We start from the raw sequence: 19,742 nt of genomic DNA, 5'->3' as shown, positions 1-19,742 counted from the left end.
CTTTCCCGCGCGCCGGGCGCGCTTATTTTACCAGTGTCTGTTTCAGTTCATACAAAAAATTCAACGCTTCCAGCGGCGTGAGCGTTTCCACATCCACCGCTGTCAGCTTGTCCACCAGCTCGCTGGGCACGGGCGCTGCCGCGAATTTTTCAAAATTGCCGAAGTCCAGCTGCGTCACCTTATCGGCGTTGGGCGCGGTGGCCTCCAGCACCTTGAGCACTTCCTTCGCGCGCTTTGTCACCTCGCCGGGCAGACCCGCCAGCTTTGCAACCTCAATGCCGTAGCTGTCGTCCGCCGGGCCGCGCACGATGCGCCGCAGAAACGTAATGTCGTCGCCGCGCTTTTTTACAGCGATGTTATAATTCTTCACGCCGTCAATGGCGTTTTCCAAATCCGTCAGCTCGTGATAATGGGTGGCAAACAGCGTTTTGCAGCCCATGCCGCCATCCTTGTCCGCAATGTGTTCCACTACGGCGCGGGCGATGCTCATGCCGTCGAATGTGGAAGTCCCCCGGCCGATTTCGTCTAAAATCACAAGGCTTTTTGCCGTTGCGTACTGGAGGATTTCGGCCACCTCGGTCATCTCCACCATAAAGGTGGATTGCCCCGCAGCCAAATCGTCTGAAGCGCCCACGCGGGTGAAAATAGCATCCACAACACCCATGCGGCACGCCCGGGCCGGCACGAAGCTGCCGATCTGCGCCATCAGCGCAATGAGCGCCGTCTGGCGCATATAGGTAGATTTGCCGGCCATATTCGGGCCGGTGATGATGAGCATACGGTTATCGCCGCAGTCCAGCACAGTGTCGTTGGGCACGAACAGCGCACCCTTGAGCATCTGCTCGATGACAGGATGGCGGCCCTCCTCGATGATGAGCTCGTCGCCTTCATCCACAACCGGCTTTGTATAGCCGTTTTTCACAGCCACCTCCGCCAGCGCCGTCAGGACGTCCAGACGGGCCACGCCGGACGCGGTTTTCTGGATACGCGGCAGTTCGGCCGAAATTTTATGCAGCAGATCGTCAAAGAGCTGGCGTTCCAGGACAGCCAGACGCTCGTTTGCGCCCAGGATCTTGTTCTCCAGCACCTTCAGGTCCTCGGTGATGTACCGCTCCGCGTTGGCCAGCGTCTGCTTGCGGACAAAATTTGCAGGCACCTGGTTCGAAAAGGAACGGCTCACCTCGATGTAATAACCGAACACCCGGTTGTAGCCGATCTTCAGCGTGCGGATGCCCGTTTCCTCCTTGAGCTTTGCCTCCAGCGTGGCAAGGTAACCTTTGCCGCCGTGGACGATGTCCCGCAGCTCGTCCACCTCGGTGTTGTAGCCCGGGCGAATGACGCCTCCGTCCTTGAGCATGGCAGGCGCATTCTCGTCGACCGCTGCGAAGATCAGCTCCTTGATATCGGACAATTCGTCGATATCAGCCAGCAGCGCGGTGATCTCGGCGCTGCCGAAGGGCCGGGCCAGCGCCTTCAAGCGGGGCAGCTGCTCACAGGTGGCGGCAAGCGCGTAGATTTCCCGCGGAGAGGCCGAACCGTACACCGTGCGCGTCATCAGGCGCTCGATGTCAAATATCTTTGAGAGCGCGGCCGCGATATCGGCGCGGGCTACGGAATCGCCCACCAGCTCCTCCACGCCGTCCAGACGCGCATTGATGGCCGCCACGTTCACCAGAGGCTGCTCGATCCACGCGCGCATCAGCCGCTTGCCCATAGCCGTCTGCGTTTTATCCAGCACCCACAGCAGCGTACCTTTTTTCTCGCGCCCGCGCATCGTTTCCGTCAGCTCCAGGTTGGCGCGCGTGACGGGCGAAAGCTGCATATACTGCGCTTCGGCGTAATTGTGTACGGTCTTTAACCGCTCCACGCCCTTTTTCTGTGTTTCCTTTAAGTATCCCAGCAGCACGGCCAGGGCCGTGAACGCCGGACTTTCCGGCGCAAGGCCGGCCGTTTTTTCCGGGGCATCCCCAAACTGGGCGCGCATCTCTTCCATGCAGGCGTCGGGCGCGAAAGCCGCTTCATCCAGCAGCTCCACACTGCAGGCAAGCTGCTGCTTGATATACGCCGTTACTTCCTTGTAGTCCAGAATAGCTGCGTTGAACAGCACCTCGCTGGGAGAATAGCGGCACAATTCGGAGATGATCTCCGGCCCCAGCTTTTCGCCCGTGAGCACCGTGGCGTGAGCCGTGCCTGTGGAGACGTCTGCAAAGCATACGCCCGCTTTTTTCTCCGTGATATAGATGCTGGCGATGTAGTTGTTTTTATCATCCTGCAGCATACTGCTTTCGATCACAGTGCCGGGTGTCACCACACGGATGATATCCCGCTTGACGAGGCCTTTCGCCAGAGCGGGGTCCTCCATCTGTTCACAGATGGCGACCTTATAACCTTTGGCAATGAGCCTTGCCACATAGTTTTCATAGGAATGGAACGGCACACCGCACATGGGCGCACGCTCCTCCTGGCCGCAGTCCCGGCCCGTCAGGGTGAGCTCCAGCTCCTTTGACGCAAGAATGGCGTCGTCGTAAAACATCTCGTAAAAATCCCCAAGACGGAAAAACAATATCTTGTCGGGATGCTGTTTTTTGATGTCGAAATACTGCTGCATCATGGGGGAAAGCGCTGCCATATTCTGCACCGTCCTATTAAGATTCAAAACGCGCGGAGCGCGGGGCCGCCATCAGTGGCAGCCCGAACAAGAAGCGCAGCTGCCCGAGCATCCGCCCTGCTGCGGCTCCTCCACCGTCATCGGGTCGCCGCCGTTGACAGCCGTGTTGATGATGGCGTTCACATAATTCATCACAGACTCCAGTTCAGCCTTTGCCTCGTTGTAGGCAGCCATGCTCTCGTTTGCCATGATGTCGTTGTACAGCTGGTTCACCTTCACATTCAGCTCGTTGACCTTATCCTGGTCCTTGTCCGCGCTTTTGGAAAGCTCGCTGTTCAGGTCGATGCGGGCAAGATTAAAGTCTCCGATCAGCTGCTGAAGCGCCTCATCCTCGTCATTTTTTTTGCGGGTGCCCTCCAGCGCCTGATAAGCCTCTTCCCGCTGCAGCTGTGCGGCAGCCTCCTTAAACATCGTGATCGCGTCTTTCGCCATGATAAAATTCTCCTTTTATTCCCTTTATTTTTGAAGCATTTCCGATGGGGTCGCGTTATTTTGCCCTGCGGCGGGCGGGTTCATGCAAGCTCGCCTTTCAGCATCGCGCCGCGCACGCCCGTCACGCGGACATCGGCGAACTCGCCCACAGGCGCGCCGCCTGCAAAATCCACAGTCATATTGTTGTCCAGACGGGCGGTAAGAGTTCCCTCCTCCCTGCCCGGGCCTTCCACCAGGGCGCGGACGGTCTTGCCCACCATTGCGCCGCCCAGTTTTGCCACCACCTGTTCCTGAATGGCAAGCACCCGGGCAATGCGCTGCGTTTTTTCCTTGTGGGGTGTGGGGTCCGGCATGCTTGCCGCTGCCGTACCCGTGCGTTTGGAGTAGATGAACGTAAACAGCTGCATGTACTCGACCTCGCGGATGAGCGCCTCTGTGGCGCAGAAGTCCTCTTCCGTCTCGCCGGGAAAGCCGACGATGATATCGCTGGAATACGTCATCTCCGGCATGCGGCGTTTGGCGTACGCGATAAGCGAGAGGTAGTCCTCCACTGTGTATTTGCGGTTCATCTGCGCCAAAATGCTGTTCGAGCCGGATTGCACCGGCAAATGCAAATGGCGGCTGATGTGCGCGCTGTTTGCAATGATGTCGATAAGCTCGCGCGTGGCGTCCTTGGGATGGCTCGTCATAAACCGGATGCGGTAATCGCCGGGAACAGCGTCCAGCATACGCAGCAGCGCGGCAAAGGTGATGTCTTCCGGCAGGCCCTTGCCGTAGGAGTTCACATTCTGGCCCAGCAGAGTGATGTCCTTGTAGCCCTCGGCCACAAGCTGCCGGAACTCCCGCAAAATATCCGCGCTGGCACGGCTGCGCTCTCGTCCGCGCACATACGGCACGATACAGTAAGAACAGAAATTATCGCAGCCGTACATGATGGGAAGCCAGGCGCGGAACGTGGAATCCCGCCGGATGGGCATATCCTCTATGATCTCGCCGCGCTCGGCCGGCATGCGCAGCACGCGTTTGCGCGTGGCCAGCTTTTCACACAGGATGTCGGGCAGCGTATCGATGCCGTTGACGCCGAACACAATGTCCACGAACGGATAGTGCTTTTTGAATTTTTCCACGATCTCCTTCTGCTGGGCCATGCATCCGGATACCGCGATCAACAGCTTGGGGTTCGCCTCTTTCAGGCCCTTAAGCGCGCCGACGTTGCCGAAAACGCGCTGCTCGGCGTGCTCGCGCACCGCGCAGGTGTTGAACACGATCAGGTCCGCGTCCTCGGGCCGTGCGGCCAGGCCGAAGCCGATATCCGTTAAAACGCCCTTGATTTTTTCGCCGTCGTTCACGTTTTGCTGACATCCGAACGAATGTACATACAGCATGGGGGGCGTATCGTAATACGCCGCGATCGTGCGCGCCGCCGCCTCGTTTTTGGTAAAGCGGATGGTCTCCATGAGTCACCTCAAATATTATTTTAGCCGCGGTAAAAGCACCCGGAGCGGCAAACCGCCCGCGCGCCCCGCCGGGCGGCTTTATGCTAACATACTAATTTAGTATACTACTTTTTATACATTATTACAATAACAAAAGCATCCCCGCCGGAGAGAAAAATTCTCTGGAACACACAGCAGAGGGCCGCCCCTTCCGGGACGGCCCTCTGCTGTGTGTTTTTTCCGTTTTAATCACGGCTCCGGACGCGTCAGAATCAGCTCCGGATCGGTGTAATATTCATCTGCCAGCAGCTCCAGATGACAGTGGTTCCCGGTGGAATTGCCTGTGCTGCCCACACGCGCCACAAGCTGCCCTGCCCGCACCGTATCGCCCGGCTGCACCAGCAGCCCGCTGCAATGCGTCAGGCGCACGCGCACGCCGGGGTCGCCGTCCAGCGCGATCTCCACATATTTCCCATATACCCAGTACTGCGTTTCCTCGCCGTCCTCCGCGCGTGTCACCGTGCCGCTGAACGGAGCGACAATATCCGCGCCTTTCTTGGCCGCAATATCCATTCCCCGGTGATATCTGCCCACCGAACGGGAAACAAATGTATACTCCGGCACGGGCCACACGCCTGTTGTACCCGCCAGCCGCTCTTTTATCAATTCGTTGTCCGGCGGAAGCCAGGTTTCCGTGTTTTGCGGCTCAGGCTGCCGGGCCTGCGTCCGGGGCGTTGCATCGCGCGGGGCCGAAAGCTCCTGCATGGGGTCCAGCAGCACGCCGTTTCGCTCCAGCTCCAAATGGCAGTGGTTGCCGCTGGCAACTCCGGTGTTTCCCACCCGGGCAACCGCCTCGCCCGCTTTCACCGTGTCGCCGGGCTGCACCAAAAGCTCGCTGCAATGGGCATACAGTGTGGTAAGCCCGCCGCCGTTGTCCAGCCGCACATATTGGCCGTAATTCCAATCTTCCTCCGCTTCCAACACCGTACCGCCCCAAACGGCCACAATTTCCGCTCCCTCCCGCGCGCCAATGTCTATTCCACGGTGGCTCGCACCGAACTGTGTGCCGATGTATTCATACTCCGGCACGGGCCAGACCGGCGGCCGCGACGTCTCAAACGTCAATACGCCTTCGGACGGTTCCGGCGCGCTGCTTTCAGGCAGAGCAGTCCGCATCTTTAAAGCTTCCTCCCCTGTTCCGGCAGGCTCCGCCGTTTGCGGCTTCGGCAAGCTGCCGCTCACTCGCTCCGCCGCTCCATCTGCCGCGCATGCCGTCAGGCCCGCCGCCAAAACAGCCGCCGCCGTGCACAGCGCCACGGCCATAAATTGCCGCGCCGTGCGCTTCTGCGGCGCCAGCACCGCTTCCATCCGGCTGCGCAGCAGCCCGGCCGGGCTTGCAAAAGCACTGGCCAGCCCGGCGGCGCGCACATCGGCGGCGGCGCACAGCATTGCAGCGCAATATTCCTTGCGCTGCGCGCCGTCCAGCCTCCGCGCCACCGCACGGTCACAGCCGAACTCGCAGGCCTCGCTCATCATACGCCGCAGCAGCCACGCGGCCGGATTGAACCAATGTACAACACACACAGCCTGCGCCGCCAGCTTGTACACAAGATGACCCCGGCGCAGATGCATGCATTCATGTCGCAGAGCGTACTCCAGCGTTTCACCCGCGGCCCAGTCCGCGGGCAGGTAAATGCGCGGGCGCAGCACTCCTACCGCAACAGGCGTTGCCAAGGCGCCGCATGCATACAGCCCCACGCGCCGGGAAAAGCCACCGGCCTTTGCGGCATGTGCCATGCACCGCCACACTGCGGCGTCCTCCACCGGGCGCGCTTCACGCGCCAGATGACGTGTGAAACGCCTGTATTCCGCCCACAAAGCCAGCGCCGCACACAATACTCCTGCCAGCCAAAACGCCGGGACCAGCCCCCACAGCATGGATATATGTTCCTGCGGCGCAGCGCGAAGCAGCTTGTCCGCCGCCGTGGGCAGTTCCGTCGCAACGGACAGCGGTTCCGATGCAGCCGTCTCGGCGGGCAGAACCGCCCCCACAGAGCTTTGCACCGCCTGCGCGGGAGCATTCCACGCGCCGGGCAGCGCAAATGCGGGAAGCGGCAATACAAACAGACACAGTGCCGCCGTTAAAACGGGCACGTTCCATTGAATTTTTGCAAAGCGCCGCAGCGCCGGGCGTGCCAGGCACAGCAGTAAAGCCGCCGCCCCGCCCGCCGCGCTCAAAGGCAAAAAGGTCGTCCAGAAAAAACGCATCATTGGGGTTCCCTCTCTTTCAGCCACACGCGCAGGGCCTCCAGTTCTTCCGGCGGGATACCTCCGCCGTCCGCCATGCACGCAACCAGATTTTGTACGCTGCCGCCGTAGAGCTGTGCCAGAAAATCCCGTGTCTCGCTGTTTTTGTATGCTTCCCGCGTCATTGCGGCAGTATAGCTGCGCAGTTTTCCGCGCTTTTCGGTCTCCAGCAGGCCTTTTTCCACTAGGCGTGACAAAAAAGTAAGCACTGTGGGCTGTTTCCAGCCCTTCTCCTGCCCCAGCGCCCGCATAATGTCCATGCCGGAAACAGGACGTCCCAGCGTCCATACGCACTCCATGATCTCATATTCGGCAGCAGAAAGCTTCATTGCAGAAAGTCCTTTCCAAATCATTTTTTACAACATGTCGTTAATACTATAATACACACCCCGCCAAGCGGTTGTCAACCGTTTTTTACATTTTGTAAAAAACAAATTTCCCCGCCCGGTGTCACAACAGCCCCCCATCACATAGAATGGAGTGTGCACGCGAAGGATCCTTCTCATCATATGGCACCGGGTATCGTGCGGGGAATAGCCCGCGCTCCCGAAGTTTAGGAGGCATATTATGCAGACCATCGATCTTGGCACCATTTCCATCGGCGGGGAAGATCTGGGGGCGCCCAAACGTCCGGAACCCACGCAGGCTCCCCGTTCCCCGTTCCCCACGCGGGAGGCATCGCGTCCCGCCGCCCCCGTCGCACCGCCCGCGCCAGTCATCCGCGAGCCCGCTGTACGTGAACCCGCCTGTTCTGCGCCAACCGCCCGCGAACCGGTTTCCCGGGAAACGCCCCGCACCCGCCCTACCGAAGAATACTGCGAAGAATGCGGCGCTTCCCGTCCCTGCAACGACGACATCTATTTCGAAAAATGCGAGGACCACAAGGTCTGTCACATTGGAGACACCGTCATGGAGGGACAGGGCCGCATTCTGGACCTTACCATGTGCCTGAAGAATGTTTGTCCCGGCAAGCGCGTGGCTGTCGGCATTTCGCTGAGCGAGCTGGACCCCCGCGGCAACGAATATCCCCGCGGCATGAAAACCTTCACCGTACCCGCCCATCATCACAGCTACTGCGCGGATATTCCCGTGGAAGCCATGCGTTTTATCCTTCCTGAGGATATCAGCGTGAGCGGAACGTCCGATTCCTGCGGCAACCGCCGCCATTTTACCGCCAGGGTCGTTGCGCATTACATCGATTTCAACTCCGCTACCGCGGGGCTGTAAGCGCGCATTCACCCATCATGATAAAGGAGCTATATTATGTGCAACTCGAAATGCTATGACGTCATCTCGATTGTCGTCAGCCTTATCCTTGGCATCGTCTTTGCCATTCTCGTTTTTTTCTTTCCCACTTTTTATCCTCTGGGGTTCCTGTTCGGCTTTCTGCTCAGTCTGACCGCGCTGCTGCTCATGACGATCACCGCTTCCAGCCTGCTGCGCCAGGACAAACGTCTGAATAACTGTATCTGCGCTACGGGCAAACGGCTGCTGATCCCCGCGCTCATCCTTCTGGCAGCCTCCATGCTGGCGTTCATCTTCTTTGCGCTGGGCATCGCCGCCTTCCTCGTCTATCCCATCCTTACGTTCATCCTCTACACGCTGATCGCTTATACCTTCTTCAGCCTGTACTGCTTCCTCGCCTGCCTCATCGAAGCGGGCTGCCACCACTGCGGCTGCGAGGAATAACATCCGTTTTCAAACGCAAAACAGGCCGCGCCCTTCCGGGCGCGGCCTGTCCGCATTTTTATATCGGGGACGCCTGCCGTGTCATTCCGTCTTTTTGCGCCGTGTCCGTTTTTTTTCCACAGGAGCCGCCGCGCCGCTTTCCGGTCTTGGCAGCATGGGCCGCAGATACTGACCCGTATACGAGGCCTCGCACAGCGCCACCTCCTCCGGCGTGCCCTGCGCTACGATCATGCCGCCCGCATTGCCGCCCTCCGGCCCAAGATCGATGATGTGGTCCGCCCGTTTGATGACGTCCAGGTTATGCTCGATGATGATGACAGTGTTGCCCGCCTCCACCAACCGGTCGATGACCTTTACCAGTTTATGCACATCATCCACATGCAGGCCTGTGGTAGGCTCGTCCATAATATAGACAGTCTTGCCCGTGCCGGGCTTGGCCAGTTCCAGCGCCAGCTTCACCCGCTGCGCCTCACCGCCGGAAAGCGTCGTTGCGCTCTGGCCCATCTGGATGTAGCCCAGGCCTACATCCACAAGCGTCTTGATTTTACGATGGATCTTGGGGATGTTTTCGAAAAAGGTGCAGGCCTCCTCCACTGTCATGTTCAGAACATCGGTGATGGTCTTCCCCTTATACTTTACCTCAAGCGTTTCACGGTTGTAGCGCGCGCCCTTGCACACCTCGCAGGGCACATAGATGTCCGGCAGAAAGTGCATGGCGATCTGGATAATGCCGTCGCCCTCGCAGGCCTCGCAGCGGCCGCCCTTGACATTGAAGCTGAAGCGGCCCGGCCCGTAGCCGCGCATCTTCGCCTCCTGCGTCTGTGAAAACACCGTGCGGATATCCGTGAATACACCTGTGTAGGTGGCCGGGTTCGAGCGCGGTGTGCGCCCGATGGGCGACTGGTCGATGCCGATGACCTTATCCACATATTCAAGGCCAAGCATGTCTTTGTGCGCGCCCGGCTTGATGCGCGCGCCGTTCAGGTCCGCCGCCAGGCGTTTGTACAGAATTTCGTTGATCAGCGACGATTTTCCGCTGCCCGAGATACCCGTGATGCATGTCATTACGCCCAGCGGTATTTTTACGTCCACATCCCGCAGATTGTTCTGCGTGGCGCCTTTGATCTCGATGAAATGGCCGTTGCCCTCACGGCGGTGTTCCGGCACCTTGATTTTTTTCCGGCCGGAGAGATACTGCCCCGTAATGCTGCGTGGCGCCTTGCAGATATCCTCCACCGTACCTTCCGCCACCAGCTCGCCGCCGTGTATGCCCGCGCCCGGGCCGATGTCCACGATCCAGTCCGCCTCACGCATGGTCTCTTCGTCGTGCTCCACCACGATGAGCGTATTGCCCAGGTCGCGCAGGCGCTTGAGCGTAGCGATGAGCTTTGAGTTGTCCCTCTGGTGCAGACCGATGCTCGGCTCGTCCAGCACATACAAAACACCCGTCAGCGCCGAACCGATCTGTGTAGCGAGGCGGATGCGCTGGCTTTCGCCGCCGGACAGCGTGGCCGCGTTGCGCGCCAGCGTCAGGTAGTCCAAGCCCACGTTCTGCAAAAAGCCCAGCCGCTCGCGGATCTCTTTTAAAATCCCATCCGCGATCATATGCTCCCGCTCGGTGAGCTGAAGGCCGTTGATGAAATCCAGCTCCTCGCGTACGCTCATCTGTGTAAATTTACTGATGTTGACGCCGCCCACCGTAACAGCCAGGCTGGTCGGCTTCAGGCGGTCTCCGTGGCAGTCCGGGCATTCCACACCCGTCATCACGCCTTGTATCTCCTCTTTCATCCACTCGGAATTTGTTTCGCGGAAGCGGCGCTCCAGATTGTTGATGATGCCTTCAAACTCGGTGCTGTATGTCCCGGTGCCCCGGTCCGTCTCGCGGGTCATCTCCAGCTTTTCGCCGCCGGTACCGTACAAAAGCGCATGCACGCCTTCAGGCGGCATGTCCTTGATTTTGGTGTCCAGCGTAAAACCGTATTTTTTGCCCAGGCCCTTGTAGTACATCTCGCTCACAGAACCGTCCGCATAATACCAGCCGCTTGCCTTGATCGCGCCCTCGCGGATGGAAAGGCTGCGGTTCGGAATAACGAGCGCCGGGTCCACCTTCATAAAGGTACCGAGGCCCGTGCATGTCTCGCACGCGCCGAAGGGATTGTTGAACGAGAACATGCGCGGCGCAAGCTCGTCGATGGAAATGCCGTGCTCCGGGCAGGCATAGCTCTGGCTGAACAGCATCTCATCGCCTCCGATGACGTCGATGCCCACAAGGCCGCCCGTCAAACCGATGGCCGTCTCGATGGAATCCGCCAGGCGGCTGCGCACCTCATCATTGACGACGAGGCGGTCCACCACGACCTCCACCGTGTGCTTCTTGTTCTTTTCAAGGGCGATCTCCTCGTCCAGCTCGTACATATTGCCATCCACGCGCACACGGGCAAAGCCGGAACGGCGCGCGGCCTCGAACTCCTTCTGCTGGGTGCCCTTGCGCCCGCGCACAACGGGGGCCAGCACCTGGAACCGCGTGCCCTCGGGCAGGCGCAGCACCTCGTCCACCATCTGGTCCACCGTCTGCTGGCTGATGACGCGGCCGCACACCGGGCAGTGCGGAATCCCGATACGCGCATACATCAGGCGCAGGTAATCGTAGATTTCCGTCACCGTGCCCACTGTGGAGCGCGGGTTGCGGGAGGTCGTTTTCTGGTCGATGGATATGGCCGGCGACAAGCCCTGTATCTCGTCCACATCAGGCTTCTCCATCTGGCCCAAAAACTGGCGGGCATAGCTGGACAGGCTTTCCATGTACCGGCGCTGACCGTCTGCGTAGATGGTATCGAACGCCAGCGAAGACTTGCCGCTGCCCGAAAGGCCCGTCATAACGATGAGCTTGTCGCGCGGGATGGTCACGTCCACGTTTTTGAGGTTGTGCTCCCGCGCGCCTTTTATCACGATTTTGTCTGTACTCAAAGCTTGGTTTTCCTTTCCGCCTGCTTGCGCAGCTTTTCAATGCGGTCGCGCAGAAACGCCGCGTGTTCAAATTCCAGTATTTTAGCCGCTTCCCGCATCTCCCGCGTCAGCTGATTGATCTTCTGCTCGATCTCCGCGCGGCTCATGCGTTTGGCGGGCTTGTCCGCACTGTCGTCCTTGGAGGATATCTCCAGCACGCCCATACCGCTGATTTCCTTGACGATGGTCCTGGGCGTGATGCCGTTGGCGGCGTTGTAGGCCTCCTGGATGCCGCGGCGGCGCTCGGTCTCCATAATAGCGCGCTCCATTGAGGGCGTGATGGAATCCGCATACATGATAACGACGCCGTCCGCATTGCGCGCGGCACGTCCAATGGTCTGCACGAGGCTCGTTTCACTGCGCAGAAAGCCTTCTTTGTCCGCGTCCAGGATGGCGACAAGGGATACCTCGGGCAGATCCAGCCCTTCGCGCAGCAGGTTGATGCCCACGATCACATCAATAGTGCCCTTGCGCAGATCACGCATCAGCTCCACACGCTCGAAGGTATCCACCTCGTGATGCATATATTTTACCTTAACGCCATGGTCGGAGAGATAATCCGTCAGGTCCTCGGCCATCTTCTTCGTCAGCGTTGTGACCAGCACGCGCTCGCCCCGGCCACTGCGGGTGTTGATCTCGCCCAGCAGGTCCTCGATCTGCCCTTCCACAGGCTTGACGATGACACGCGGGTCCAGCAGGCCCGTGGGGCGGATGACCTGTTCCACGATCTGTGTGGACTGTGCGCGTTCAAAATCGCCGGGCGTGGCCGAAACGAACACCGTTTGGTTCAGCTTCGACTCAAACTCCTCGAATTTGAGCGGGCGGTTGTCAAATGCCGACGGCAGGCGGAAGCCGAAGTCCACAAGGCTTTTTTTGCGGGCGTAATCGCCGCCGTACATGGCGCGCAGCTGGGGCAGCATCACATGGCTCTCGTCCACAAACAACAGGAAATCCTCGGGGAAATAATCCAGCAATGTTGTCGGCGTGGAGCCGGGCGCGCGGCCCGACAAAACAGCGGAGTAGTTCTCAATGCCCTTGCAGGTGCCCACTTCGGTAAGCATCTCAATGTCATAATTGGTGCGCTGGGCAATGCGCTGGGCTTCCAGCAGCTTCCCCTCCCCGGTGAAGGCCTTCACCTGCCGGTCCAGCTCGTCGCGGATATTTGCAAGGCCCGCGCGCATTTTATCACCTGAAACGATGTAATGACTGGCCGGGAAAATGGCGATGTGCCGAATCACCGCGTGGCGCTCGCCCGTCAGCGCGTTCACTTCGCTGATGCGGTCCACCTCGTCGCCGAAAAACTCGATGCGGATGGCCACATCGTTCATATAGGCGAGGTTGATCTCAACAATGTCGCCCCGCACGCGGAATTTGTTTCGCACGAAGTTGAGGTCGTTGCGCTCGTACTGCAGCGCCACCAGGCGGTGCATCAGCTCATCGCGGCTCATGTGCATGCCCTGCCGCACGCTGATGACCATGCTGCGGTAATCAATGGGGTCGCCCAAAGAGTAAATACACGACACGCTGGCCACGATGATAACGTCGCGCCGTTCCGACAGCGTGGCTGTGGCCGAATGGCGCAGACGGTCGATCTCCTCATTGATGGCGCTGTCCTTCTCAATATAGGTGTCAGTGCTTGGTATATACGCCTCCGGCTGGTAGTAATCGTAGTAGCTTACGAAATACTCCACCGCGTTGTCCGGAAAAAACTCCTTGAACTCTGTACAAAGCTGCGCAGCCAGCGTTTTGTTGTGCGCCAGCACCAGCGTGGGGCGGTTGAGGTTCGCAATGACGTTTGCCATCGTAAACGTTTTGCCGCTGCCTGTCACACCCAGGAGCGTCTGACATTTATCGCCCTTCAGCAGCCCGTCCGTCAGCTGTGCGATGGCCTCAGGCTGGTCGCCCGTGGGCTTGTAAGGCGCCTTGAGAATAAATCTGTCCTTGTGTTCTTCTTCCATTTCCATCCCTCAAAATACAATGCAGCCGCGGGTAAAACGTCATTCTCCAGAGAATCTTCCTAGAGGTTCTATTATACCAATTTTGGTAGAAAACTGCAATCTTATACCCTCCTATTTTCCCTCGTACGCCATCCGCTCTTTTGGTTATTTTGCCCCGCACGTGCAGGTCATACCCGTCCGGCGCCCTGCCTTTCGAAACGCCGGAGCATGCTTGCGCGGACGTGCTATCCGCCCAACAGCCGCCCAACCAGCCGCGCGCCGTTCGCCACCAGAGCACAGGACGCAAGACCGGCGGCGGTGGGAAGCGCAAACGCGGCTGCCGTCCACTTCCAGCTCTGCGATTCCTTGCGAATGGTGATACATGTTGTCGAACACGGCCAGTGCATCAGCGAAAACAGCATCGTGCACACCGCCGTCACCCATGTCCAGCCGTTCTGTACCAACAGCGTATGCAGCGCCGAAAGATCGTTCATCTCCACCAGACTGCCTGTTGAAAGATACGCCATGATGATGATGGGCACGACGATCTCGTTGGCTGGGAAGCCCAGAATAAACGCCAGCAGGATTACGCCGTCCAGGCCGAAAAAGCGGGCCGCCGGGTCCAAAAACGCCGCGCTGCGCGTCAGGAGCGTTTGGCCGTCCAGCGTGAGATTCGCCATGACCCATATAAGCATGCCCGCGGGCGCGGCCACCATTGCCGCGCGGCCCAGAACAAACAGCGTGCGGTCGAAAATGGAACGCACGATCACCTTACCTATCTGCGGCCTGCGGTAGGGCGGCAGCTCCAGTGTAAATGAGGACGGCACACCTTTGAGCACCGTGCCGGACAACAGCCGTGATGCAAGAAAAGTGGCCCCCACGCCCAGCAGCACCAGCCCCGTGAGCAGCGCCGCCGAAGCCCGCGAAGCGCCGAATCCGCCGGAGGCGCCCACAAAAAACATCGTCAGGATCGCGATCAGCGTGGGGAACCGGCCGTTGCAGGGCACAAAATTGTTGGTGAGCATAGCAATGAGCCGTTCCCGCGGGGAATCAATGATGCGGCAGCCCACCACCCCTGCCGCGTTGCAGCCGAAGCCCATTGCCATGGTGAGAGCCTGCTTGCCGCAGGCCCGGCATTTTTTGAAGGTGCGATCCAGGTTGAATGCCACCCGCGGCAGATATCCCAGATCCTCCAGCAGCGTAAACAGAGGAAAAAAGATAGCCATGGGCGGAAGCATTACAGATACCACCCACGCCAGCACGCGGTATACGCCATCCACCAGCAGGCCTTTCACCCACACAGGCGCGCCGGCCCAAGCCATCGCTCCGCCCAGCCGGTCTCCCACCCAAAACAAACCGTCCGCCAAAAGCTGGGACGGCACGTTCGCGCCGGTGATCGTCAGCCAGAACACTCCCAGAAGCAGCAGGAGCATGAGCGGAAAACCCGTGCGGCGGCTCGTCAGAATCCGGTCCAGCCTCCGGTCACGCAACTCCTGCGGCGTGGGCGTGCAGCGCACCGCGCCGATGCACACGGTCTCCGCTGTGCGCACAAGGCTGCGCACGACTTCATCGTGCAGCGCCTCCTGCGTGACGCCCCCTTCCGCAAGAAGGCGCCTTGCCCGCGCCAGTATTTCCGCCACATCCGGATGCTGCGCCAGCGAAAAGCCCAGATACCGCACAATTCCGGCATTCAGCTCCGTGTCCCCTTCCAAAAGGCGCAGCGCCAGCCACCGCGGAGCCGGGCCGCCTGTTCCCGCGGCGTTGGCCACGGCGGGCGTCAGCAGCGCCAGCGCAGCCTCCACAGGCTGTGCGTAACGCACCCGGCACACGTGTCCCGCACATTCTCCCCGGGCCACACGCTCCACGGCGCACATCAGCTCCGGCAGGCCTTCGCCGCTGCGGGCCGCCGCCGGAACGACCGGCACGCCCAGCCTTTGCCCCAGCAGGGCCGCGTCCACTTCTACGCCTTTGCGCCGCGCCTCGTCCATCAGGTTCACACACAGTACCACATTATCCGTAATTTCCATTGCCTGCAACGCCAGATTTAAATTGCGTTCCAGGCAGGAAGCGTCGCACACCACCACAACGGCGTTTGCACCGCCAAAGCAGATGAAATCCCGCGCCACCGCTTCCTCCGCGGAATGTGCCATCAGAGAATAGCAGCCCGGGATATCCACCAGCACGCAGCCCCAGCCGCCCGTCTCGCAGTATCCCTGCGCGCTGGCCACCGTTTTGCCGGGCCAGTTGCCCGTGTGCTGGTTCATACCCGTCAACTCGTTGAACACCGTTGATTTGCCCACATTCGGATTGCCTGCCAGCGCGACGACGGAATCCGTCTCCCGCCGCTTGACGACGGCCAGCATGCCGTCCGCCGCGTGCGCGCCCGTGGAACGGTTTGTCAGTCCCATCCTCTCTCCCCCCCATCCCTTCAGCAGCCCGTGACCAGCACGCGTGCGGAGTCCTCGGCCCGCAGCGCTATGAGCGCGCCGCGGATGCGGTAGGCCACCGGGTCTCCCGCGGGGCTCTTTTGCACGCATTCCACCTCCGTGCCCTCGATCAGGCCGATGTCCTGCATACGGCGGCGCATGCCGCCCTCCGTCAGCAGCGCGGCCACCCGCGCGCGTTCGCCCTCCCGCAGCGCGGTGAGCGTTCCTTCCTGTGTCATATCCAGACGCCTCTTTTCATAAGCATATACCGTAGCCGTTAGGCCGGGGAAACTTTGTTTCCCTGTTGACAATATATGGCGTTTCTTCCGAAGGCGTTACAGGGGGGCGGAGCATGGATACAGAACAGCTGTTTTACACGCAGAACGGGTACGACCGCGCGGACACCGGTCCGCTGACGACAGCCATGGAGGATTATCTTGAAATGATCTGCCGTCTGACGCGGACCGGCGGCTATACGCGCATCTCCGCGCTGGCGCGTGAGCTGCATGTCCAGCCTTCGTCGGCCTCCAAAATGGCCGCGCTGCTGCGTTCCGGAGGCTATCTGACCAACGAGCGGTACGGCTGCCTGCGCCTGACGGAAAAGGGCTCTCAGGCGGGCGCATACCTTTTATACCGGCACGACGTGCTCAACCGCCTGCTGCGCCGCATCAACGGCAGCGCGGATGAGCTGGAACAAACCGAACGCATCGAGCATTACATAGACGTGCGCACCGTACGCAACATCGACGCTTTTCTGGACGGTCTGCCTGCGCGTTGACGGTCCCGCCCTCCGCATGCCAAAACCGCGCCCCGGGCAGCAAACCCGGGGCGCGGTCCATTTTTATCCGAATACCGGAGCACGGGCGCTCAGTCCTGCACGCTCTGGCGGATACTGTCCATATAATTGCTCTGCACAAAGGAAAGAAATTCATTGTCCGCAAAAATGAGATGCTCCACAAGCTGGATGTTTACCAGCCGGAGCGCGCGGTAGATCTCCCGTGTGACAGCCATATCACTGCTGGAAGGCAGTGTGATGCCGCGCGGATGGTTGTGAGCCAGCATCACGCCCGTCGCCCCGCATTTGAGTGCTTCGGAGACCACTTTCGCCACGGAAACCGCCGTGGCGTTGGCGCTGCCCTCGGAGATGAGCACGCAGCGCAGCAGCACGCGGCGGTCATCCACAGCCGCCATATAAAAAGCTTCCTGCGTGCGGGCGAAGAATTTCGGCATGAAAAATGCGCTGGCTTCTTCTACGCTTGTAAGCGGCACTTTGTGGGACGTCTTGTTCTCCAGATAATATGCGCACATCTGCGGGATAAATTTGAGCACGACGGCGCTGGAATGCCCCACGCCGGGCACACGCTCCAGTTCTTCGATGGGCGCGTCCAACACAGCCGAAAGGCTGCCGAACCGGTCGATCAGCGCATGCGCCAACGGATTCGTATCGCCCCGGGGGCGCGCAAGAAAGAGTAAAAACTCCATGGCGTTATGCTCCTCAAACCCGGCCAGTCCCTCCCGCAGGAAACGCTCGTATACACGCCGGCGGTGGTCGTCATGTACGCCCAAAGCAGTTCCTCCTTTACGAACGGTTGAGATTATTATATACTAAAAGGACGAATTTTGAAAGCACGGGAGGAAAAGGCGCATGAAAAGTTTCACAGCCGGAAAAAACGAGGACGGAGCACGGCTCTCGCGGTTTGTCGAAAACGTCACCTCCGGCATGCCGAAATCGCTGCTCTACAAAGCGTTCCGCAACAAACGCATCAAGGTCAACGGCAAAAAAGGCGCGCCGGACACGCGCCTTTGTCCGGGCGACTTGGTGGAACTTTACATCAACGATGAATTTTTTTCCGCAGCGCCGCCCACGGGCAGGCCCCTTCCCCATAAAAAACGCCCGCCTCTGCGCACAGTGTACGAGGACGAAAACATCGCCGCGCTCTACAAGCCCGCCCATCTGCTGTGCCATTCCGACCGCACGGGTGACGTGAGCCTTGTGGAGCTGTTCACCGACTATCTGGCGCAAAAAGGTGAATACGACGCCGCGGCGGAAGCCGCCTTTTCTCCCGCGCTGTGCAATCGCATCGACCGCGGCACCGAGGGCCTCGTTCTGGCCGCCAAAAACCACGCCGCGCTGCGGGATATGAACGAGCTCATCCGGCGCGACCTCCTTCAAAAGGAATATTACTGCATCACCGCAGGCGTGCCGCCCAAGGGCCGCCACACAGCTTATCTGCGTCACTTTGAAAAAAACAATAAGGTGGACGTGCGTGCCGAAACCGCGCCGGGTTACAAAGAGATCATTACCGACGTCGCCATATTGCAGACAAAAGGGCCGTGTGCGCTGTGCCGCATCGGGCTCGTGACAGGGCGCACGCACCAGATCCGCGCACACCTCGCTTTTTTGGGCGCACCCATTCTGGGCGACGTCAAATACGGCAGCCGCAGGATGAACGACCGCTGCGGCTTTAAAACCCAGGCGCTGTGCGCGGCCAGCGTGACGTTCCGCGACATTCCTGCGGAAAATACGCTCTCTTACCTTGCCGGGCGAACCATCGCACTGGAGGAGCCTGAGATCATAAAAATCTTTGCAGCGCTGTGAGCCTCATTGCGCGCCCCGGCTTTCGCCCGTTCCTTCCCCGCAGAGAAAAGCCCGGCCCCGTGTTCAGCGGGGCCGGGCTTTTCTCTGCTTTTCCACCGGACAGACCGAATACTTATTCTTTCGGCGCTTCTTCGGCAGAAGGCGTTTCGCTCTGCACAGAGGCAGGCTCCTGCACAGCCGGTTCCTTCACGTGCACAGAAACCCTGCGGCGCGGTGCGGAGCTTTTTTCGTCCTCCGCCTTTTCGGCGTCTGCGCGGGGCGCGTCGTCCTTGTCCAAGGGCGGCAGTGTGCCGCCTTCCATCAGTATGCGGAATTCCTCACCGGAAAGCTTCTCACGCTCCATCAGCGCTTTGGCCACGGTGTGCAGCTTATCGATGTGCTCGCTGAGCATCACACGCGCCGCCTCATAGGCCTCGTCCAGCATCTCGCGGATCTCGGCGTCTATCTCAGAAGCAACTGTTTCGGAATAACCGCGGCCTGCACTCAGGTCTCGGCCCAGGAACGTCTCGCTCGGCTCGTTCCCATATACGACGGGTCCCAGCCGCTCTGAAAAGCCATAACGCATCACCATACTGCGCGCAATGGCCGTGGCGCGCTCCAAATCGTTGGACGCGCCTGTGGAGATATCGTCCAGAACCAGCTTCTCGGCCACGCGTCCGCCCAGCAGCGTAACGATATTGTCTTCCATCTGCTTTTTGGTAACGTAGTTCTTATCTTCTTCAGGCAGGCTCATGGTATAGCCGCCCGCCGCACCGCGGGGAATAATGGAAATTTCATGCACGGGGTCTGCCGTCTCGCAGTAATAATGCGTGATGGCATGCCCTGCTTCGTGGTAGGATGTCAGGCGCTTTTCCCGCTCGGTAACGACGCGGCTCTTTTTTTCGGGGCCGGCCACCACCTTGATGCTGGCTTCCTCGATGTCCTGCTCCGTGATGGCTTTGCGCCCGCGCTTCGCTGCAAGCAGCGCCGCCTCGTTGACAAGGTTCTCCAGGTCTGCGCCTGTGAACCCAGCTGTTGATTTCGCAATGGTTTTGAGCACCACGTCCGGCGCGAGCGGCTTGTTGCGCGTGTGCACCTTGAGGATCTCCTCACGGCCTTTAATGTCAGGCAGGCCCACATATACCTGGCGGTCAAACCGGCCCGGGCGCAGCAGCGCCTTATCCAGGATATCCGCGCGGTTTGTGGCCGCGATAACGATAACGCCCTCGTTTGCACCGAAGCCGTCCATCTCCACCAGCAGCT

Annotated in this window: 15 protein-coding genes; 4 read left to right on the top strand and 11 right to left on the bottom strand. The window is 59.9% G+C overall.

Features of this window, described 5'->3' with window-relative positions:
* Nucleotides 1–22: 22 nt before the first annotated feature.
* From mutS to IIY41_RS05830, 5 genes are all read right to left on the bottom strand, one after another.
* On the bottom strand, nt 23–2,629 hold the full coding sequence (gene mutS / locus IIY41_RS05850) for a DNA mismatch repair protein MutS (protein WP_119980409.1): 2,607 nt from the start codon (nt 2,627–2,629) through the stop codon (nt 23–25).
* A gap of 51 nt (nt 2,630–2,680) precedes the next feature.
* Nucleotides 2,681–3,100: a YlbF/YmcA family competence regulator gene (locus tag IIY41_RS05845; RefSeq protein WP_287400127.1), complete on the bottom strand. Its 420-nt coding sequence runs from the start codon at nt 3,098–3,100 to the stop codon at nt 2,681–2,683.
* An 80-nt stretch (nt 3,101–3,180) separates the two neighbouring features.
* The gene (miaB, locus tag IIY41_RS05840) at nt 3,181–4,557 is read right to left on the bottom strand and encodes a tRNA (N6-isopentenyl adenosine(37)-C2)-methylthiotransferase MiaB (protein ID WP_287400126.1); all 1,377 of its coding nucleotides are present in this window, start codon (nt 4,555–4,557) and stop codon (nt 3,181–3,183) included.
* A 228-nt stretch (nt 4,558–4,785) separates the two neighbouring features.
* A complete protein-coding gene (locus IIY41_RS05835) occupies nt 4,786–6,807 on the bottom strand; it encodes a peptidoglycan DD-metalloendopeptidase family protein (RefSeq protein WP_287400125.1) in 2,022 nt (673 codons plus the stop codon).
* A complete protein-coding gene (locus IIY41_RS05830) occupies nt 6,804–7,172 on the bottom strand; it encodes a BlaI/MecI/CopY family transcriptional regulator (protein WP_158557610.1) in 369 nt (122 codons plus the stop codon). The genes IIY41_RS05835 and IIY41_RS05830 overlap by 4 nt, the downstream gene beginning before the upstream one ends.
* A 238-nt stretch (nt 7,173–7,410) precedes the next feature.
* On the opposite strand from IIY41_RS05830, the gene IIY41_RS05825 reads away from it, so the two are divergent.
* Nucleotides 7,411–8,070, top strand: a complete 660-nt coding sequence (locus tag IIY41_RS05825) for a hypothetical protein (RefSeq protein WP_117472131.1) — start codon at nt 7,411–7,413, stop codon at nt 8,068–8,070.
* Nucleotides 8,071–8,106: 36 nt separating this feature from the next.
* Nucleotides 8,107–8,532 carry a hypothetical protein gene (locus tag IIY41_RS05820; RefSeq protein ID WP_009325888.1) on the top strand — a complete coding sequence of 142 codons (426 nt, stop codon included), beginning with the start codon at nt 8,107–8,109 and terminating at the stop codon, nt 8,530–8,532.
* A gap of 81 nt (nt 8,533–8,613) precedes the next feature.
* Here the strand turns inward: IIY41_RS05820 and uvrA are convergent, their stop codons facing one another.
* The 4 genes from uvrA to IIY41_RS05800 form a co-directional block, all read right to left on the bottom strand.
* Entirely contained in the window at nt 8,614–11,499 is a 2,886-nt protein-coding gene (uvrA, locus tag IIY41_RS05815; protein WP_287400124.1) for an excinuclease ABC subunit UvrA, read from the bottom strand.
* Nucleotides 11,496–13,496, bottom strand: coding sequence for an excinuclease ABC subunit UvrB (gene uvrB, locus IIY41_RS05810; RefSeq protein WP_287400123.1), 2,001 nt, complete (start codon nt 13,494–13,496; stop codon nt 11,496–11,498). The genes uvrA and uvrB overlap by 4 nt, the downstream gene beginning before the upstream one ends.
* Nucleotides 13,497–13,720: 224 nt before the next feature.
* Nucleotides 13,721–15,883: a ferrous iron transport protein B gene (gene feoB / locus IIY41_RS05805; RefSeq protein WP_287400122.1), complete on the bottom strand. Its 2,163-nt coding sequence runs from the start codon at nt 15,881–15,883 to the stop codon at nt 13,721–13,723.
* Between the two features lie 20 nt (nt 15,884–15,903).
* The gene (locus tag IIY41_RS05800) at nt 15,904–16,140 is read right to left on the bottom strand and encodes a FeoA family protein (protein WP_050004337.1); all 237 of its coding nucleotides are present in this window, start codon (nt 16,138–16,140) and stop codon (nt 15,904–15,906) included.
* Between the two features lie 113 nt (nt 16,141–16,253).
* Between IIY41_RS05800 and IIY41_RS05795 the strand changes: the two genes are divergently transcribed.
* The gene (locus tag IIY41_RS05795) at nt 16,254–16,679 is read left to right on the top strand and encodes a metal-dependent transcriptional regulator (RefSeq protein ID WP_009325893.1); all 426 of its coding nucleotides are present in this window, start codon (nt 16,254–16,256) and stop codon (nt 16,677–16,679) included.
* 89 nt (nt 16,680–16,768) lie between these two features.
* Here the strand turns inward: IIY41_RS05795 and IIY41_RS05790 are convergent, their stop codons facing one another.
* Nucleotides 16,769–17,467 (bottom strand): JAB domain-containing protein, encoded by a 699-nt coding sequence (locus IIY41_RS05790; protein ID WP_055080914.1) that lies wholly within the window; start codon nt 17,465–17,467, stop codon nt 16,769–16,771.
* A 79-nt stretch (nt 17,468–17,546) separates the two neighbouring features.
* Between IIY41_RS05790 and IIY41_RS05785 the strand changes: the two genes are divergently transcribed.
* Nucleotides 17,547–18,500: an RluA family pseudouridine synthase gene (locus IIY41_RS05785; RefSeq protein ID WP_287400121.1), complete on the top strand. Its 954-nt coding sequence runs from the start codon at nt 17,547–17,549 to the stop codon at nt 18,498–18,500.
* Nucleotides 18,501–18,612: 112 nt separating this feature from the next.
* On the opposite strand, the gene IIY41_RS05780 is transcribed toward IIY41_RS05785, so the two are convergent.
* On the bottom strand, nt 18,613–19,742 hold a 1,130-nt coding region (locus IIY41_RS05780; RefSeq protein WP_287400120.1), incomplete at its 5' end, for an ATP-dependent metallopeptidase FtsH/Yme1/Tma family protein.

Origin of the sequence: Ruthenibacterium sp. (genome assembly GCF_017421385.1) — a bacterium.
Taxonomy (GTDB): Bacteria; Bacillota; Clostridia; order Oscillospirales; family Ruminococcaceae; genus Ruthenibacterium; species Ruthenibacterium lactatiformans.
Note: the sequence above shows the minus strand (reverse complement) of the source record. Positions and strands in the feature narration are given on the sequence as shown.

Bases quoted from the DNA above. Each gene is read 5' to 3' on its own strand.
- mutS (WP_119980409.1), bottom strand. From the start codon at position 2,629: ATGGCAGCGCTTTCCCCCATGATGCAGCAGTATTTCGACATCAAAAAA.
- IIY41_RS05845 (WP_287400127.1), bottom strand. From the start codon at position 3,100: ATGGCGAAAGACGCGATCACGATGTTTAAGGAGGCTGCCGCACAGCTG.
- miaB (WP_287400126.1), bottom strand. From the start codon at position 4,557: ATGGAGACCATCCGCTTTACCAAAAACGAGGCGGCGGCGCGCACGATC.
- IIY41_RS05835 (WP_287400125.1), bottom strand. From the start codon at position 6,807: ATGATGCGTTTTTTCTGGACGACCTTTTTGCCTTTGAGCGCGGCGGGC.
- IIY41_RS05830 (WP_158557610.1), bottom strand. From the start codon at position 7,172: ATGAAGCTTTCTGCTGCCGAATATGAGATCATGGAGTGCGTATGGACG.
- IIY41_RS05825 (WP_117472131.1), top strand. From the start codon at position 7,411: ATGCAGACCATCGATCTTGGCACCATTTCCATCGGCGGGGAAGATCTG.
- IIY41_RS05820 (WP_009325888.1), top strand. From the start codon at position 8,107: ATGTGCAACTCGAAATGCTATGACGTCATCTCGATTGTCGTCAGCCTT.
- uvrB (WP_287400123.1), bottom strand. From the start codon at position 13,496: ATGGAAGAAGAACACAAGGACAGATTTATTCTCAAGGCGCCTTACAAG.
- feoB (WP_287400122.1), bottom strand. From the start codon at position 15,883: ATGGGACTGACAAACCGTTCCACGGGCGCGCACGCGGCGGACGGCATG.
- IIY41_RS05800 (WP_050004337.1), bottom strand. From the start codon at position 16,140: ATGACACAGGAAGGAACGCTCACCGCGCTGCGGGAGGGCGAACGCGCG.
- IIY41_RS05795 (WP_009325893.1), top strand. From the start codon at position 16,254: ATGGATACAGAACAGCTGTTTTACACGCAGAACGGGTACGACCGCGCG.
- IIY41_RS05785 (WP_287400121.1), top strand. From the start codon at position 17,547: ATGAAAAGTTTCACAGCCGGAAAAAACGAGGACGGAGCACGGCTCTCG.